Raw genomic sequence first — 16276 nt, 5'->3', positions numbered from 1 at the left:
TTTGCGAATTATTTATGCTTATTAGACCTATTTTTACTAATTTTGCAGTCATTATTAAAGCAACTATTCTCAAAAAGATAAACAAATGACAGATGTAATCAAGTTACGAAAAGGCTTGGACATTCACCTTCAAGGAAAAGCGGAAGGAAAAGTCATCCAGTTGAAATCAAACGGTCAGTATGGTATTGTCCCTGAAGATTTCGTGGGTGTCGTTCCTAAAGTGGTAGTACGCGAAGGCGATCATGTCAAGGCTGGGGATGCTTTGTTTGTAAACAAGCAGTATCCTGAAGTTAAATTCGCCTCTCCCGTTAGCGGTACTGTACGCGAAGTGGTGCGTGGTGAACGTAGAAAAGTGCTTTGCATCCGCGTGGAGGCAGACAAAGAGCAAGTATCGGTTGATTTCGGCATCAAGGATCCGTCGAAGATGGACGGAAAGGCTGTGGTAGAGGCTTTGCTTGAAGCAGGTCTCTTTGGTTATATCGACCAGTTGCCTTATGCTGTTTCAACCAATCCTACCGTTATGCCTAAGGCTATCTTCATTTCTACGCTTCGCGACAAACCCCTGTCGTGTGACTTTGAAGTAGAAGTGAAGGGGGAAGAGGAGGAGTTTCAGTTGGGACTTACAGCCCTTTCACGTATTGCCACCACACATGTGGGCTGCGGTAAGAACGCTTCGTTTATCGACAAATACAAAGATATCGAGACTCATGTCTTCGACGGTCCTTGTCCTGCCGGTAATGTGGGTGTGCAGGTCAACCACATCGATCCAGTCAACAAGGGTGAGGTGGTATGGACTGTAGATCCTACCGTCGTACTTTTCATCGGTCGTCTGTTGAAGACCGGCCGTGTTGATTTACATCGTTTGGTTGCCCTTTGTGGTAGCGAGGTAAAGAATCCTGCCTATGTTCGTATGAATGTGGGTGAAGAACTTTCCACACTCCTTTCCAACAGTTACGATTCCGACCATCATGTGCGTATTATCAATGGTAATGTGCTAACTGGATGTCCCACCACAAAAGAGGGATTCCTTGGTGCGCATAGTAGTGAGATTACCGTCATTCCAGAAGGTGATAATGCCGACGAGCTGGCAGGTTGGATCATGCCTCGTTTCGGACAGTTCAGTACCAGTCGCAGCTATTTCTCATGGCTCTGTCCTAAAAAGAAATATGCTCTCGACGCACGTGTAAAGGGTGGTGAGCGTCACATGATTATGAGTGGTGAATACGATCGCGTGCTTCCTATGGACATCTACGGGGAATTTCTGATAAAGGCGATTATTGCTGGCGATATTGACCGTCAAGAGCAATTGGGCATTTATGAGGTAAGTCCTGAAGATTTTGCATTGGCTGAGTTTGTTGATTCTTCCAAGCTCGAACTGCAACGTATTGTTCGTGAAGGCTTAAATATTTTACGTAAAGAAAACACATAACAATATTATTATGAGTGCATTAAGAAATTATCTCAATAAAGTTAAGCCTCATTTCGAACCCGATGGAAAGCTCCATGCCTTCCGTAGCGTGTTCGATGGATTTGAGACTTTCCTCTATGTGCCAAACACCACAGCACGCACGGGTGTGAACATCCATGATGCCATCGATTCTAAGCGCATTATGAGTATGGTGGTCATCGCCTTGTTGCCAGCTTTACTGTTTGGTATGTATAATGTGGGTTATCAAAACTATCTCGCCGCAGGAACCTTGGCAACAGCCAGTTTCCTTGAAATCTTTGTATATGGTGCCCTTGTGGTCCTTCCAAAGATTCTGGTGAGCTATATCGTCGGACTCGGTATAGAATTTGCCTGGGCACAATGGAAAGGTGAAGAAATCCAAGAAGGCTATCTCGTTAGCGGTATCCTCATCCCATTAATCATCCCTGTAGGCTGTCCCTTGTGGATGTTGGCGTTGGCATGTGCCTTTGCTGTTATCTTCTGCAAAGAGATTTTCGGAGGAACGGGTATGAACCTGTTCAACCCTGCTATTTCTGCCCGTATGTTCCTGTTCTTTGCTTATCCGTCAAAGATGACAGGTGATCAGGTGTGGATTGCACGTGACAGTATCTTCGGACTGGGTAACACTCTGCCTGACACCTTTACTGCAGCAACTCCGCTCGGTCAGATTGGCCAGGGGGTAACTCCAGATGCTTCACTCCTTGATATGGCATTAGGTTTCATTCCCGGTAGTATCGGCGAAACATCTGTTGTCGCCATCGCTATTGGTGCGGTAATCCTACTGTGGACTGGTATCGCTTCATGGAGAACCATGGTGAGTGTGTTTGTAGGAGGTGGCCTGATGGCATTACTCTTCCAGTCGCTCGGCATGACCCAGATGATGTGGTACGAACAGTTCCTGTTGGGTGGTTTCGCCTTTGGTGCTGTCTTCATGGCCACCGACCCTGTCACCTCATGTCGTACTGAAGGAGGTAAATACATCTACGGTTTCCTGATAGGAGCCATGGCTGTCATCATCCGTGTGATGAATGCCGGTTATCCGGAAGGTATGATGCTCGCCATCTTCTTCGGTAATATGATTGCTCCCACCATCGACCATTTCATCGTGGAGCGCAATGTCAGCAAGCGCATGAAACGTGCTAAGTAAAATCATTAAAGAGAAAACAAATGAGCAAATTAAATACAAACTCAAACACGTACATTATTATATATAGTACTGTGCTTGTTGTCATCGTGGCTTTTGTGCTGGCCTTTGTATTCAAGGCACTCAAACCCATGCAGGATGCTAATGTTGAGCTCGATGTGAAGAAACAGATTCTATATTCGCTCAACATCCGTAACCTTGATGGTGCAGAGGCAGAAGCCCGCTACAATGAGGTAGTGAAGGATGAGAAAGAAGACAACGGTCAGATATTCTACCAATGTGAAGTTGATGGCGAACCCATCCTCGTGGTCAGCATGAAAGGCATGGGACTGTGGGGCGGCATCAGTGGATATATTGCCCTTCACGGACAACCCACTACCGTTTATGGCGTTTATTTCAATCACGAAAGTGAAACAGCTGGTCTGGGAGCCGAAATCAAAGACTCTAAGGCTTGGCAGGAGAAATTCATCGGCAAGCGTGTCTTTGCCGACGAGAAAGGCCATGACGTAGCCCTCTCTGTCGTGAAGAAGGTAGAAGACAGTTCCTGTCAGGTTGACGTGGTGACTGGTGCTACCTTGACCTCTGATGGTGTTGACGCCATGTTGAAAAAAGATTTGTTGGATGCTTGCAAGCGTGCAGACAAGCTCTTCGGAAAGCAGTCTGTCACTCTTCCAAGTGATTCTGTTGAAGTAAAAGAGTAACAGCCATGTCATTATTCAGTAAACAAAACAAAGAGGTATTGACAAACCCCATCAGCCTTGACAACCCTATTCTCGGTCAGGTGCTTGGTATCTGTTCGGCTTTGGCCGTCACCTCACAACTCAAACCGGCCATTGTGATGGGTTTGGCCGTGACGGTAATTACCGCGTTTGCCAATGTGATTATTTCTATCATTCGCAACACCATTCCTACACGTATCCGTATCGTCGTGCAACTGGTAGTGGTGGCTGCCCTCGTGACAATCGTGTCACAGGTGCTTAAAGCATTTGCCTATGATGTTAGTGTAGAACTTAGCGTCTATGTCGGTCTGATTATCACCAACTGTATCCTCATGGGTCGCCTTGAGGCATTTGCCATGATGAACAAACCCTGGCCTTCATTCCTTGACGGTGTGGGCAACGGATTGGGTTATGCCCTCATCCTTGTCATCGTGGGTGGTGTGCGTGAACTTCTTGGACGTGGTACTTTACTGGGTTTTCAGATCGTTCCACAGGCACTTTACGATGCTGGTTATGTCAACAACGGAATGATGACCATGCCTGCCATGGCTCTTATCCTTGTGGGCTGTGTTATCTGGATTCATCGTGCTTACTTTATAAAGGAGAAATAAGATATGGAACATGCAATAAGTTTATTCTTCCGGTCGATATTCGTAGATAATATGATATTCGCCTTCTTCCTCGGCATGTGTTCGTACCTTGCCGTGTCGAAGACTGTCAAAACATCTCTTGGTCTCGGACTTGCTGTTACCTTTGTACTTGTAGTTACCGTACCTGTCAACTATCTGTTGCAGACCTGCGTACTTGGTCCCAACTGTCTTGCCGAAGGTGTTGACCTGAGCTATCTGTCCTTCATCCTCTTCATTGCCGTCATTGCCGGTATTGTGCAGTTGGTAGAAATGGCTGTAGAACGCTTCAGTCCATCACTCTATTCTGCGCTGGGTATTTTCCTTCCGCTGATTGCGGTCAATTGTGCCATCATGGGTGCTTCGCTCTTCATGCAACAGCGTATTCTGCTCGATGCCACCAATTCACAAGCCATCACCAGCGTAGGTGATGCTGTGGTCTATGGACTTGGTTCTGGTATCGGTTGGACCTTGGCAATTGTTGCCTTGGGTGCTATCCGCGAGAAGATGCAATACAGCGACGTGCCTCGTCCCCTTCAGGGTCTCGGTATCGTCTTCATTACCGTAGGCCTGATGGCTATGGCGATGATGTGTTTCAGTGGACTCAATATTTAACTTTAGCAGACAAGTAACATTATGACAGAATTTATAGCATACAGTATAGGGGTGTTCCTCTTGGTAATCCTCCTGCTGGTAATTATTCTGCTTGTGGCCAAGAAATTCTTGAGTCCAAGCGGTAATGTCAACATTACTATTAATGGCGACCGTACCATTAACGTGCCACAAGGCAACAACCTGATGGCTACGCTCAACGAGAATGGTATCTTCCTGCCTTCTGCCTGTGGCGGTAAAGCCTCTTGCGGACAATGTAAGGTACAGGTTCTGGAAGGTGGTGGTGAGATTCTCGATAGCGAGAAACCTCATTTCACCCGAAAGGAAATCAAAAACCATTGGCGTCTGGGATGTCAATGTAAGGTGAAGGGTGACCTTAACATCCATGTTGACGAGAGCATCCTTGGGGTGAAGGAATATGAGTGCACCGTGATTTCAAATAAGAACGTTGCTACGTTTATCAAGGAATTTAAAGTGCAACTGCCTAAGGGTGCCCATATGGACTTCCTTCCAGGTTCTTACGCTCAAATCAAGATTCCTGCATTCGACTGCATCGACTACGACAAGGATTTCGACAAGGCGCTTATTGGTGATGAATATCTGCCGGCTTGGCAGAAGTTTGGTCTCTTCCCCTTGAAGTGTAAGAACCCCGAACCCACCATACGTGCCTATTCTATGGCGAACTATCCTGCAGAAGGTGATGTCTTCATGTTGACCGTACGTATTGCAACTCCTCCATTCAAACCAGATCGCAGTGGATTTATGGATGTGAATCCAGGTATTGCTTCGTCTTACATCTTCTCTCTTAAACCAGGCGACAAGGTTATCATGAGTGGTCCTTTCGGCGATTTCCATCCACATTTCGACAGCAAGAAGGAAATGATATGGGTTGGCGGTGGTGCAGGTATGGCTCCGTTGCGTGCACAGATCATGCACATGACCAAAACATTGCACACTACCGATCGCGAGATGCATTATTTCTATGGCGCACGTGCACTCAACGAGGTGTTCTACCTCGACGATTTCCATGGACTGGAAAAGGAATTTCCCAACTTCCATTTCCATCTGGCTCTCGACCGCCCAGACCCAGCAGCCGATGCTGCTGGCGTGAAATACACCGCAGGATTCGTTCATCAGGTCATGTACAATACCTACCTGAAGGACCACGAGGCACCAGAGGATATTGAATACTACATGTGTGGTCCTGGTCCCATGTCGAAAGCCGTAGTGGCTATGCTCGATTCTCTGGGTGTAGAGTCTGAGAGCATCATGTACGATAACTTTGGTGGATAATGCAACAGACTGTTGCAGACATCTACTGTATAATCATCAATATCCGCAATGAGTATTCTCCATTGCGGATATTTTTTAGAATATGAAAGTTAATATTTCGATGAGGTATTATTTGAGTTGAACACCTGGTCTCAGTCTTGAAATATGATATTATGTATGAATGACTGCTTTGAACCCGAAGACATCCCGAAGGCATCCCGAAGGTTTGAAAACTTGATATAATGTTCCCATGCTGTAAGAAAGGTGATTATATGAATCAACTCATGCATCATTCTGCGCCATTCATCATCCACCTATTTCAATATAAAAGTTGGGGTAGGGTAACAGGTTGCAGTTTAATAGTTTTTTCACCACAATTACTTTCGTTTTGTTTGTCTTGTGTCGTATTTATCTTTGTTTTATTAGATTTTTAGATAAAAAAGTGATGGTTTATTTGGAGAATTAAACAAAAATGCGTAACTTTGCGGTCAAAATAGAAAACGATATGAATAGTATGAATCTACTTAGCGGTATTATTATTATCCGACTGCGACAAACGGTTGGAAGTGGTAAGACGTGTATGTAGTTGAAATATGAAAATACAAAGGTGCCTTTCTCGCTTCCAACAGTGTGAAAGGCACTTTTTATTAAGAATTGAAAGAAATTAAACAACAAGAAAGAATATGAGTGACAGATTATTTATCTTCGACACAACCCTCCGCGATGGCGAGCAGGTTCCAGGATGTCAGTTGAACACCGTTGAAAAAATACAGGTGGCAAAAGCTCTTGAACAACTTGGAGTTGATGTGATTGAAGCAGGATTCCCCGTTAGCAGTCCAGGCGACTTCAATAGTGTGATTGAAATATCGAAAGCCGTGACATGGCCTACCATCTGTGCCCTAACACGTGCTGTGCAGAAAGATATTGATGTAGCTGCAGATGCATTGAAATATGCGAAACACAAGCGTATCCATACTGGTATTGGTACATCGGACTCGCACATTAAATACAAATTTAATTCCACACGAGAAGAAATTATCGAACGTGGTGTGGCTGCTGTGAAATATGCAAAGAAATATGTAGAAGACGTAGAGTTCTACTGTGAAGATGCAGGACGCACCGAAAATGAATATCTGGCTCGCGTGGTAGAAGCTGTCATTAAAGCAGGTGCTACCGTGGTCAATATCCCAGACACGACGGGTTACTGTCTGCCTCAGGAGTATTTCGAGAAAATTAAGTACCTGAAAGAACATGTTGACGGTATTGACCGTGCTATTATCTCTACACATTGCCACAACGACTTAGGCATGGCAACAGCCAACACGCTTAGCGGTGTGTTGGGTGGTGCTCGACAGGTAGAGGTGACCATCAATGGAATTGGTGAACGAGCCGGAAATACTTCGCTCGAAGAAATTGCCATGATTTTGAAATGTCATAAAGGTCTGGATATCGAAACCAATATCAATACCACAAAGATCTATCCCACCAGTCGCATGGTATCGAGCTTGATGAACATGCCCGTACAACCCAACAAGGCCATTGTGGGTCGTAATGCTTTTGCTCATTCTAGCGGAATCCATCAGGATGGTGTGCTAAAAAACGTGCAGACCTATGAAATCATCAATCCCAAGGATGTGGGTATCGACGACAATGCTATCGTGCTGACCGCACGAAGTGGACGCGCAGCGTTGAAGCATCGTCTGAACGTGAATGGTGTGGAGGTTGATGAGCAGAAACTCGATAAAATTTATGAAAAGTTCCTGATTCTGGCCGATCAGAAGAAGGAGGTCAACGATGCCGATGTGCTCATGTTGGCTGGTGCCGATACCGCAGAGGCCCATGCTGTGAAACTCGATTTCTTGCAGGTAACCACAGGAAAGGGCGTCAAGAGTGTTGCCTCTATTGGACTTGACATCAGCAATCAGAAATTTGAAGCTGCTGCATCAGGCAACGGTCCTGTTGACGCTGCTATCAAGGCGCTGAAGAAAATCATTATGAAACAGATGACCTTGAAGGAGTTTACCATCCAGGCCATCTCAAAGGGATCCGATGATGTGGGCAAGGTTCACATGCAGGTGGAATATGAAGGAAGTATTTATTATGGATTCGGTGCCAACACTGATATCGTAACCGCTTCGGTTGAAGCATATATTGACTGTATAAACAAGTTTAAGAAGAAATGAACACACTTTTCGACAAAATTTGGGACAAACACGTAGTTCAGCAACTGCCTGATGGTCCAACACAACTTTATATCGACAGACTCTACTGCCATGAGGTGACCTCGCCACAGGCTTTTGACGGCATGCGTGCAAGAGGATTGAAATGTTTCCGTCCTGACCATATTTATTGTATGCCAGACCATAACACACCAACACACGATCAGGATAAACCCATAGAAGATCCTGTTTCTGCAAAACAGGTAAGCACGTTGGCGCAGAATGCGAAGGAATTTGGTTTGACCCACTATGCCATGATGTCGAAAGACAATGGTATCATCCACGTTGTAGGTCCTGAGAAGGGACTCTCTCTGCCCGGAATGACTATTGTATGTGGAGACTCTCATACCTCTACACATGGTGCAATGGGAGCGGTAGCTTTCGGTATTGGAACATCGGAAGTGGAGATGGTAATGGCATCGGAATGTATTCTTCAGCAGAAACCTAAGTCTATGCGCATCAGTATTAATGGAAAACTGCAGAAAGGGGTAACCGCAAAAGATGTGGCACTCTATCTCATGAGCCAGCTTACTACTTCTGGTGCTACAGGTTATTTTGTAGAATATGCGGGAGATGTAGTAAAAAACCTCTCTATGGAAGGCCGACTGACACTCTGCAACCTGTCGATAGAGATGGGCGCACGTGGTGGATTTGTTGCACCTGACGAAACAACCTTCGAATACATCAAAGGTCGTGAGTTTGCACCTAAGGGTGAAGCATGGGACAAAGCTGTGGCTTATTGGAAAACGCTAAAAAGCGGTGATGACGCTGTTTTCGACAAGGAACTCGTATTCGACGCAAAAGATATAGAACCGCGCATTACCTATGGTACAAACCCAGGAATGGGAATCGGAATTACCGAAGCCATACCACAAGGTGAAGGCGCTGGATTCCAGAAATCACTCGACTATATGGGATTCAATGCAGGAGAGAAACTCCTTGGCAAGGAAATAGACTATGTATTCCTTGGAGCTTGTACTAATGGTCGCATAGAAGACTTCAGAGCTTTCGCATCTATCGCCAAAGGACGTAAGAAATGTGAAAGGGTAGTGGCATGGCTCGTGCCAGGAAGTTGGGCCGTAGATCAGCAAATTCGCGAAGAAGGTATCGATAAGATTCTTGAAGAGGCAGGATTTGAAATCAGACAACCTGGATGTTCTGCCTGTCTGGCCATGAACGATGATAAAGTGCCTGCAGGAAAATACAGCGTATCTACATCAAACCGCAACTTTGAAGGACGACAGGGACCAGGTAGCCGTACCATACTCTGCTCACCATTGGTAGCAGCAGCTGCTGCCGTAACCGGTAAAATAACAGACCCTAGAGAGTTGCTTTAATCACGCATATCCAACATATTGAAAATGAAACAGAAATTCAACATCATAACATCTACCTGTGTGCCACTTCCTTTGGAAAATGTGGACACAGACCAAATTATTCCAGCACGCTTCCTCAAAGCCACTACCAGAGAAGAAAGTTTCTTTGGCGACAACCTTTTTCGCGACTGGAGGTATAACGCAGACGGAACGTTAAATAAAGATTTTGTGCTCAACAATCCTACCTACAGCGGATGCATACTCGTGGCAGGAAAAAACTTCGGTTCAGGTTCTAGTCGTGAACATGCTGCATGGGCCATCGCTGGATACGGATTCAGAGTGGTCATCAGCTCCTTTTTTGCTGACATCCACAAAAACAATGAGCTCAATAACTTCGTTCTCCCTGTAGTAGTCAGCGAAGACTTCTTGGCAGAACTCTTTGACAGCATTAAAAACAATCCCAAAACTGAAGTTGAGGTCAATTTGCCAGAACAAACCGTCACCAATAAGGCGACAGGACGACAAGAAACCTTTGATATTAACGGATATAAAAAACATTGTCTTGTCAATGGACTCGATGATATCGATTTCCTGATTCAAAACAAGGACAAAATCGAACAATGGGAACAGCAGAACGCATAAATGCCAATACAAGACAACTGCCAGTCATAGAAATCATGGACTCCACCCTAAGAGATGGAGAACAGACCAATGGCGTTTCATTCGTTCCTCATGAGAAACTTATGATAGCAAGAATGTTGCTGCATGGAGTTAATGTGGATCGTATTGAAGTGGCATCGGCTCGCGTATCAGAAGGCGAAAAAGAGGCGGTCAGCATGATTTGCAGATATGCAAGAAATATCGGTATGCTCGAACGTGTTGAAGTGTTAGGTTTTGTAGATGGCGGACTTTCTATTGACTGGATTAACGACTGTGGAGGAAAGGTAATCAACCTTTTAGCAAAAGGTTCGCTGAAACATTGCACACACCAACTGCGAAAATCTCCAGAAGAGCATCTTGAAGATATCAAGGCATCGCTGAAATATGCAGAAGAAAAAGGCATTGCTGTAAATCTCTATCTTGAAGACTGGTCAAATGGTATGAAAGATTCACCAGAGTATGTCTATCAGATCATGGACGCGCTCTGCAATAGTGGAATAAAAAGATTCCTGTTGCCTGATACATTGGGTGTGATGAATCCGCTTCAAGTCATTGAGTATTTCAGAAAGATGATAAAGAGATACCCACAATGCCATTTCGATTTCCATGCACATAATGACTACGATCTTGCAGTATCAAACTCGTTGGCTGCTGTACTCAGCGGGGCAAAGGGACTTCATGTTACCGTCAACGGACTCGGTGAGAGATGCGGAAACGCACCATTAGCAAGCGTACAGGCGATACTCAAAGACCAATTTCATGCCAGAACAAATATCAACGAAGAACAGCTCAACGGCATTAGTAGATTGGTGGAAGGATATAGCGGTATTGCTGTTGCTCCAAACCAACCCATCGTGGGAGAAAACGTCTTCACACAAGTGGCTGGAGTACATGCTGACGGTGACTCGAAAGACAAGCTCTACTATAATGATCTCGTACCAGAGAGATTCGGACGAAAAAGGGAATATGCGCTGGGAAAAAACAGCGGAAAGGCTAATATTGCCAGAAACCTCGAAGAACTGGGACTTGAACTCACACCAGAACAAACCAAGCGTGTGACACAACGCATTACAGAGCTTGGAGACAAAAAAGAGATTGTCACACAGGAAGACTTGCCGTACATCGTATCTGACGTACTGAAACACGACGCTCCGGAAGATAAGGTAAAACTCGTAAGCTATGTTGTATCTACAGCATACGGACTAAAACCAGGAGCCAATGTAAAAGTGGAAATCAATGGTAAACAATATGAAGCCGGTGCCACAGGAGACGGTCAGTACGATGCGTTTGTCAAGGCACTCAGATATATCTATAAGAAATATCTAGGCAGAACATTTCCATTGTTGGCTAACTATGCGGTTACGATACCGCCTGGAGGACGAACGGATGCACTCGTACAGACCGTCATTACATGGCAACATGGACAAGGTGTGTTAAGAACCAGAGGACTTGATGCCGACCAAACTGAAGCTGCTATTAAGGCAACCTTTAAAATGTTGAACATCATAGAAAACGAACAATAAAAACAATATCACAATGAAACTCAAAATCGCTGTATTACCCGGTGACGGTATCGGACCGGAAATTATGAAACAAGGTGTTGCGGTCATGGATGTCATTGCCGACAAATTCGGACATGAATTCACTTATCAAGAAGCACTCTGCGGAGCACATGCCATTGATGCTGTAGGCAATCCATATCCCGATGAAACACACGAAGTATGTATGAATGCTGACGCTGTGCTCTTTGCTGCAGTAGGCGACCTGAGATTTGATAACGACCCCACAGCAAAAGTGCGCCCAGAACAGGGACTCTTGGCTATGCGTAAAAAACTCGGACTCTTTGCCAATGTACGACCTGTTGCCACCTTCGATTGTCTGCTTCATAAAAGCCCACTAAAAGACGAATTACTTAAAGGTGCAGATTTCGTAGTTATCAGAGAGCTCACAGGAGGTATGTATTTCGGAGAGAAATATCAGGATAATGACAAGGCTTACGATACCGACATCTATACAAGACCTGAAATTGAGAGAATACTCAAAGTAGCTTTCGAAACAGCACAGAAACGTAGAAAGCACCTCACCGTTGTAGATAAAGCCAATGTGCTGGCAAGTTCACGACTCTGGAGACAGATTGCTAAGGAAATGGAACCCCAGTATCCTGATGTCAACACCGACTATATGTTTATCGATAACGCTTCAATGCGTGTGCTGACAGAACCACGCTTCTTCGATGTTGTCGTTACAGAAAATACATTTGGCGATATCCTTACAGATGAGACCAGTTGTATCACAGGATCTATGGGATTACAGCCATCTTCATCACTCGGTGAGCATACACCACTCTTCGAACCTGTGCACGGCTCATGGCCACAGGCTGCAGGTAAAAACCTCGCCAATCCATTAGCAGAAATCCTATCGGCTGCAATGTTGCTTGAACATTTCGGACTCAACAAAGAAGGCGCATTGATACGAGAGGCTGTCAACGCATCGTTAGACGCCAATGTAAGAACTCCAGAAATTCAAGTTGAAGGTGGCAAGGCTTACGGAACAAAAGAAGTGGGAGCATGGATTGTAGATTATATCAAAAAAGCTTGATTATTACTCTATTGATGATTTGTTCGTCTGTGACTTTCTCACAGACGAACAATCAGCAATGGCGTGATTCACTCAATTCACTAAACCGAAAGATTGAACTTTCTCCATATAATACCGATTTACACTTAAGAAAAGCTGCAGTCAATCTCGAACTGCAACAATGGGAATATGCCGTTGATGAATATACACTCATACTTCGGTACGAATCAAAAAACTTATCGGCTCTATATTATCGCGCATACGCGTACATGCATCTCAGACGCTATGATTTGGCAAAAAACGATTACGAAACCGTTCTTGCCAACGTTCCTACTAATAAAGAAGCAAGACTTGGACTTGCTTATATGTTCCAGTCATCTGGAAGAAGAAAAGAGGCACTGGAACAACTAAATATTGTGGTAGAACAGCATCCGGAGGATCCGGAAGTGTATGTGGCACGAGCTTCTTATGAAGCAGAACTGAAACTATATGAAATAGCATTATACGACTGGGAAGAAGCGATTAAAAGAAAGCCTGCCAACATAGACTATGCGTTGTCGTATATTGACTTACTCATCATATCTGGCAAAAACAATCGAGCCAAAACTGAACTAGACAAATTGTCGGGTAGGGGAGTCGCAACTTCATTGCTCCATCCTTTCTATAATAGACTTAAAAAAGCAAAAAACAAGTAAGTTCACATTTTATAAATAAAACAATACAGAAACTCTACTCCATAGGTTCTTGTTTTTTTTTGTAGTCGCTCTTCTTCAACGGAATACTTGAATATTTATCGTTAGAATTATAAACCATTTAGGCAACTATATACCATTTACCCCCACGTATCAGGGTAAAAGTGCATACGTTTGCAGCTTCATAAGGTTCGTAACCTTTAACCTCCACAGCCTTTAAAAAGTAGAAATCCCAAACCTCGTGAGAGATTTGGGATTCTATTGTTTGTTTGGAGTATTTTTTTTCTTGTTCGGCGTTATGCTTCGGGGATTACTGAAACAACGCTCTTGTCACGCTTTCCTTTGTGGAACTGAACAGTTCCGTCAACGAGAGCGAACAAAGTATCGTCCTTACCCATACCAACATTGTTGCCGGGGTTGTGCTTAGAGCCACGCTGGCGAACAATAATGTTGCCTGCAACAACCTTCTGGCCACCGAAAATCTTAATGCCGAGTCGCTGTGATGCAGACTCACGGCCGTTCTTAGAACTACCTACACCTTTTTTATGTGCCATTTCTTGTTCCTCCTACGTTTAAGCGATTACTGATTTAACTTCTACTTGAGTGAACTGCTGACGGTGACCGTTCTTTTTGCGAGAGTCCTTACGACGCTTCATCTTGAAAACGATAACCTTCTCACCCTTAACAAGGGGATTGATCACTTCACATACTACTTTAGCACCGCTTACGGTGGGTGCACCTACCTGTACTGAACCTTCTTTGTCGACAAGCAGTACCTTGTCAAACTCAACAGTCTTGCCGGCTTCAGCCTCTTTCATGTGGTTCACGAAGAGCTTTTTGCCTTCTTCGGCTTTGAACTGCTGACCGTTAATTTCTACAATTGCGTACATTATTTAAATGTTATAAACGGGTTTTTCCGACTGGCGCACAACACCGTGTTGTGACTTTACCGAGCCAAAACGGACTAAATCGGGCGCAAAGTTACGAATTTTTTATGAGACAACCAAATTTATAATAAAAAAAATAAAGCGATGACCCTCACAGGCAATCGCTTCAATCTTCAATAGGTATTAGCTCTCTTTTAAGGTAAAAAGATTGTTTTCAGGATAACTGATGCAAAGGTAATATATTTTTTTTAAAATCAAAAACATTTCTAAAGAATTTTTCAGAAGTATTATATTGTGTGCCCACACAATATATAAAAAACTATTATATATAACTTTCAAACGATAAATCTATGCTATATATTGGACCAAAATAGAATAGGGCGATTTAAATTCAGTATTGTCTAATATTTGTTGTAAGCTGTATAGAAAGTTATCAAGAAACTGCTTTTTATTTATAAAAGAACTGATAATTGCACTTTAGCAATCTTATATATTTGTTTGTGGTTATTCAAATATACAAAAACTTCGGCAGTTTTCTTTTATTTTACATTGACTTTTTCACTCGAAATGTCGGATGAGCCATAATCTCTTTCGATTCTTTATATACAGCCCATGTCTGATAGCATGGGAAGAGTTTTGCGTATCTGTCTTTATATTTAACTAATCGCTATTTTGTCCCGAATTGGGGAAAATATTATAAATAATTTAAACATCTATGTTCTGTCTCGTGGATTATTATTATATTTGCATTATAAATAGCTCGTCTAAAAGATAAAACAAAAAGGACAGAATACGATTTTCCTTCTTGTCCGGGGAAATACTATGATTAAGGATTTTAATTTCTATGCACCTACGCGTGTAGTTTTTGGCAGTAATGCTGAAAAACAAATAGGTAGTCTTGTAAGTGCTTATGGCGGCCATAAGATATTACTACATTATGGCGGTGGTTTTGCAGAAAAATCTGGTTTGCTGAATGTGGTGCGCACACAATTGCGTGACGCTGGTTTATCATTTGTTGAACTTGGCGGCGTGGTGCCAAATCCTCTGCTAAGTAAAGTTTATGAAGGAATTGATTTGTGTCGCAAACATGATGTGGATTTTATTCTTGCCGTTGGCGGCGGTAGCGTTATAGACTCTTCAAAGGCTATTGCCTATGGTGTGCATTATGACGGTGATGTTTGGGATTTTTGGGACGGAAAGGCTGTTCCTCAGCAATGCCTGCCAGTTGGCACTGTCCTCACTATTCCTGCTGCAGGAAGCGAAATGTCTTCAAGTTGCGTGATAACGAAAGATGACGGTTTATTGAAACGTGGCATAAACAGCGATTTATGTCGCTGTAAGTTTGCTGTAATGAACCCAGAGCGGACTTACACCTTACCTTCTTATCAGACAGCTGCTGGCGGTACAGATATTATGATGCACACCATGGAACGTTATTTTTCCAAATATGAGGAAATGACATTGACTGATGGTATTGCAGAATCATTGATGCGTACGGTAAAGGATGTGCTGCCATTGGTACTCAAAGATCCTGAGAATTATCGTTATCGTGCCCAAATTATGTGGGCTGGCTCTCTTGCACACAATGACCTGACTGAGTGTGGAACAGAAAAAGATTTCGCAACCCACCGTCTTGAGCACGAACTGAGTGCTTTGTTTGGTGTAACACACGGAGCTGGCCTTGCAGCCCTTTGGCCCTCATGGGCACGTTTTGTCATGGATCGACACTTGAATCGTTTTGTTCAATTTGCTGTCAACGTCATGGGAGTCACAAACGATTTTGCCAATCCTCGGCAGACTGCTCTGTCCGGTATTGAAGCTGTGGAGAAGTTTTATCATGAAATTGGTATGCCGACTTCAATTCACGAACTTCTAGGTCGTGAAATTACCGAGGAAGAGCTAGAGGTGATGGTTGACAAATGCTCTCGTGGTGGAAAGATTACCGTGGGTGCCATGGAGGTTTTGGGTCAGAATGAAATGCGAGAAATATATCGTATGGCGCGATAATTCACTCCCCCTACTCTATTCTTATGTAAAATGTAATTGTTTATAAAAAGAACGACGAAAAACTATCATAAGTACTTGTGTTGAAGAAAAGTAAAAGT

At 43.8% G+C, this 16276-nt stretch carries 15 protein-coding genes; 13 read left to right on the top strand and 2 right to left on the bottom strand.

The window, feature by feature from the left end:
- The first annotated feature begins 85 nt into the window (after window positions 1-85).
- The 12 genes from CIK93_RS06910 to CIK93_RS06855 all read left to right on the top strand — a co-directional run bounded on the left by CIK93_RS06910 (window position 86) and on the right by CIK93_RS06855 (window position 13287).
- A complete protein-coding gene (locus CIK93_RS06910; RefSeq protein ID WP_094439618.1) occupies window positions 86-1429 on the top strand; it encodes a Na(+)-translocating NADH-quinone reductase subunit A in 1344 nt (447 codons plus the stop codon).
- 10 nt (window positions 1430-1439) lie between these two features.
- Entirely contained in the window at window positions 1440-2594 is a 1155-nt protein-coding gene (locus CIK93_RS06905; protein WP_094446972.1) for an NADH:ubiquinone reductase (Na(+)-transporting) subunit B, read from the top strand.
- A 20-nt stretch (window positions 2595-2614) separates the two neighbouring features.
- Window positions 2615-3292: an FMN-binding protein gene (locus CIK93_RS06900; protein WP_094446971.1), complete on the top strand. Its 678-nt coding sequence runs from the start codon at window positions 2615-2617 to the stop codon at window positions 3290-3292.
- Between the two features lie 5 nt (window positions 3293-3297).
- Complete coding sequence (locus CIK93_RS06895; protein WP_094390222.1) at window positions 3298-3921, top strand: NADH:ubiquinone reductase (Na(+)-transporting) subunit D; 624 nt, start codon at window positions 3298-3300, stop codon at window positions 3919-3921.
- 3 nt (window positions 3922-3924) lie between these two features.
- On the top strand, window positions 3925-4551 hold the full coding sequence (gene nqrE, locus CIK93_RS06890) for an NADH:ubiquinone reductase (Na(+)-transporting) subunit E (RefSeq protein ID WP_094390223.1): 627 nt from the start codon (window positions 3925-3927) through the stop codon (window positions 4549-4551).
- 21 nt (window positions 4552-4572) lie between these two features.
- On the top strand, window positions 4573-5841 hold the full coding sequence (gene nqrF, locus CIK93_RS06885; protein WP_173815126.1) for an NADH:ubiquinone reductase (Na(+)-transporting) subunit F: 1269 nt from the start codon (window positions 4573-4575) through the stop codon (window positions 5839-5841).
- A 662-nt stretch (window positions 5842-6503) separates the two neighbouring features.
- Window positions 6504-8003 carry a 2-isopropylmalate synthase gene (locus tag CIK93_RS06880; RefSeq protein WP_094390225.1) on the top strand — a complete coding sequence of 500 codons (1500 nt, stop codon included), beginning with the start codon at window positions 6504-6506 and terminating at the stop codon, window positions 8001-8003.
- Window positions 8000-9376, top strand: a complete 1377-nt coding sequence (gene leuC, locus CIK93_RS06875) for a 3-isopropylmalate dehydratase large subunit (RefSeq protein WP_094446970.1) — start codon at window positions 8000-8002, stop codon at window positions 9374-9376. The genes CIK93_RS06880 and leuC overlap by 4 nt, the downstream gene beginning before the upstream one ends.
- A 24-nt stretch (window positions 9377-9400) precedes the next feature.
- The gene (gene leuD, locus CIK93_RS06870) at window positions 9401-9997 is read left to right on the top strand and encodes a 3-isopropylmalate dehydratase small subunit (protein WP_094439609.1); all 597 of its coding nucleotides are present in this window, start codon (window positions 9401-9403) and stop codon (window positions 9995-9997) included.
- On the top strand, window positions 9976-11538 hold the full coding sequence (locus tag CIK93_RS06865) for an alpha-isopropylmalate synthase regulatory domain-containing protein (RefSeq protein ID WP_094390228.1): 1563 nt from the start codon (window positions 9976-9978) through the stop codon (window positions 11536-11538). Before leuD ends, CIK93_RS06865 begins: the two co-directional genes overlap by 22 nt.
- Window positions 11539-11551: 13 nt before the next feature.
- Window positions 11552-12613 carry a 3-isopropylmalate dehydrogenase gene (gene leuB / locus CIK93_RS06860; RefSeq protein ID WP_094390229.1) on the top strand — a complete coding sequence of 354 codons (1062 nt, stop codon included), beginning with the start codon at window positions 11552-11554 and terminating at the stop codon, window positions 12611-12613.
- Window positions 12583-13287: a tetratricopeptide repeat protein gene (locus tag CIK93_RS06855; protein WP_094436211.1), complete on the top strand. Its 705-nt coding sequence runs from the start codon at window positions 12583-12585 to the stop codon at window positions 13285-13287. Before leuB ends, CIK93_RS06855 begins: the two co-directional genes overlap by 31 nt.
- A 293-nt stretch (window positions 13288-13580) precedes the next feature.
- Here the strand turns inward: CIK93_RS06855 and rpmA are convergent, their stop codons facing one another.
- Window positions 13581-13838 carry a 50S ribosomal protein L27 gene (rpmA, locus tag CIK93_RS06850; RefSeq protein ID WP_094390231.1) on the bottom strand — a complete coding sequence of 86 codons (258 nt, stop codon included), beginning with the start codon at window positions 13836-13838 and terminating at the stop codon, window positions 13581-13583.
- Between the two features lie 18 nt (window positions 13839-13856).
- Window positions 13857-14174, bottom strand: a complete 318-nt coding sequence (gene rplU, locus CIK93_RS06845; protein ID WP_094390232.1) for a 50S ribosomal protein L21 — start codon at window positions 14172-14174, stop codon at window positions 13857-13859.
- 822 nt (window positions 14175-14996) lie between these two features.
- Here rplU and CIK93_RS06840 point away from each other — a divergent pair.
- A complete protein-coding gene (locus tag CIK93_RS06840) occupies window positions 14997-16178 on the top strand; it encodes an iron-containing alcohol dehydrogenase (RefSeq protein WP_094446978.1) in 1182 nt (393 codons plus the stop codon).
- The last annotated feature ends 98 nt before the right edge of the window (window positions 16179-16276 follow it).

It is taken from the genome of Prevotella sp. P3-92 (assembly GCF_002251205.1).
GTDB lineage: Bacteria > Bacteroidota > Bacteroidia > Bacteroidales > Bacteroidaceae > Prevotella.
Note: the sequence above shows the minus strand (reverse complement) of the source record. Positions and strands in the feature narration are given on the sequence as shown.

Bases quoted from the DNA above. Each gene is read 5' to 3' on its own strand.
- nqrF (WP_173815126.1), top strand. From the start codon at position 4,573: ATGACAGAATTTATAGCATACAGTATAGGGGTGTTCCTCTTGGTAATC.
- rpmA (WP_094390231.1), bottom strand. From the start codon at position 13,838: ATGGCACATAAAAAAGGTGTAGGTAGTTCTAAGAACGGCCGTGAGTCT.
- leuC (WP_094446970.1), top strand. From the start codon at position 8,000: ATGAACACACTTTTCGACAAAATTTGGGACAAACACGTAGTTCAGCAA.
- CIK93_RS06905 (WP_094446972.1), top strand. From the start codon at position 1,440: ATGAGTGCATTAAGAAATTATCTCAATAAAGTTAAGCCTCATTTCGAA.
- CIK93_RS06910 (WP_094439618.1), top strand. From the start codon at position 86: ATGACAGATGTAATCAAGTTACGAAAAGGCTTGGACATTCACCTTCAA.
- leuD (WP_094439609.1), top strand. From the start codon at position 9,401: ATGAAACAGAAATTCAACATCATAACATCTACCTGTGTGCCACTTCCT.
- rplU (WP_094390232.1), bottom strand. From the start codon at position 14,174: ATGTACGCAATTGTAGAAATTAACGGTCAGCAGTTCAAAGCCGAAGAA.
- CIK93_RS06865 (WP_094390228.1), top strand. From the start codon at position 9,976: ATGGGAACAGCAGAACGCATAAATGCCAATACAAGACAACTGCCAGTC.
- CIK93_RS06880 (WP_094390225.1), top strand. From the start codon at position 6,504: ATGAGTGACAGATTATTTATCTTCGACACAACCCTCCGCGATGGCGAG.
- CIK93_RS06895 (WP_094390222.1), top strand. From the start codon at position 3,298: ATGTCATTATTCAGTAAACAAAACAAAGAGGTATTGACAAACCCCATC.
- CIK93_RS06900 (WP_094446971.1), top strand. From the start codon at position 2,615: ATGAGCAAATTAAATACAAACTCAAACACGTACATTATTATATATAGT.
- CIK93_RS06855 (WP_094436211.1), top strand. From the start codon at position 12,583: ATGGATTGTAGATTATATCAAAAAAGCTTGATTATTACTCTATTGATG.
- leuB (WP_094390229.1), top strand. From the start codon at position 11,552: ATGAAACTCAAAATCGCTGTATTACCCGGTGACGGTATCGGACCGGAA.
- nqrE (WP_094390223.1), top strand. From the start codon at position 3,925: ATGGAACATGCAATAAGTTTATTCTTCCGGTCGATATTCGTAGATAAT.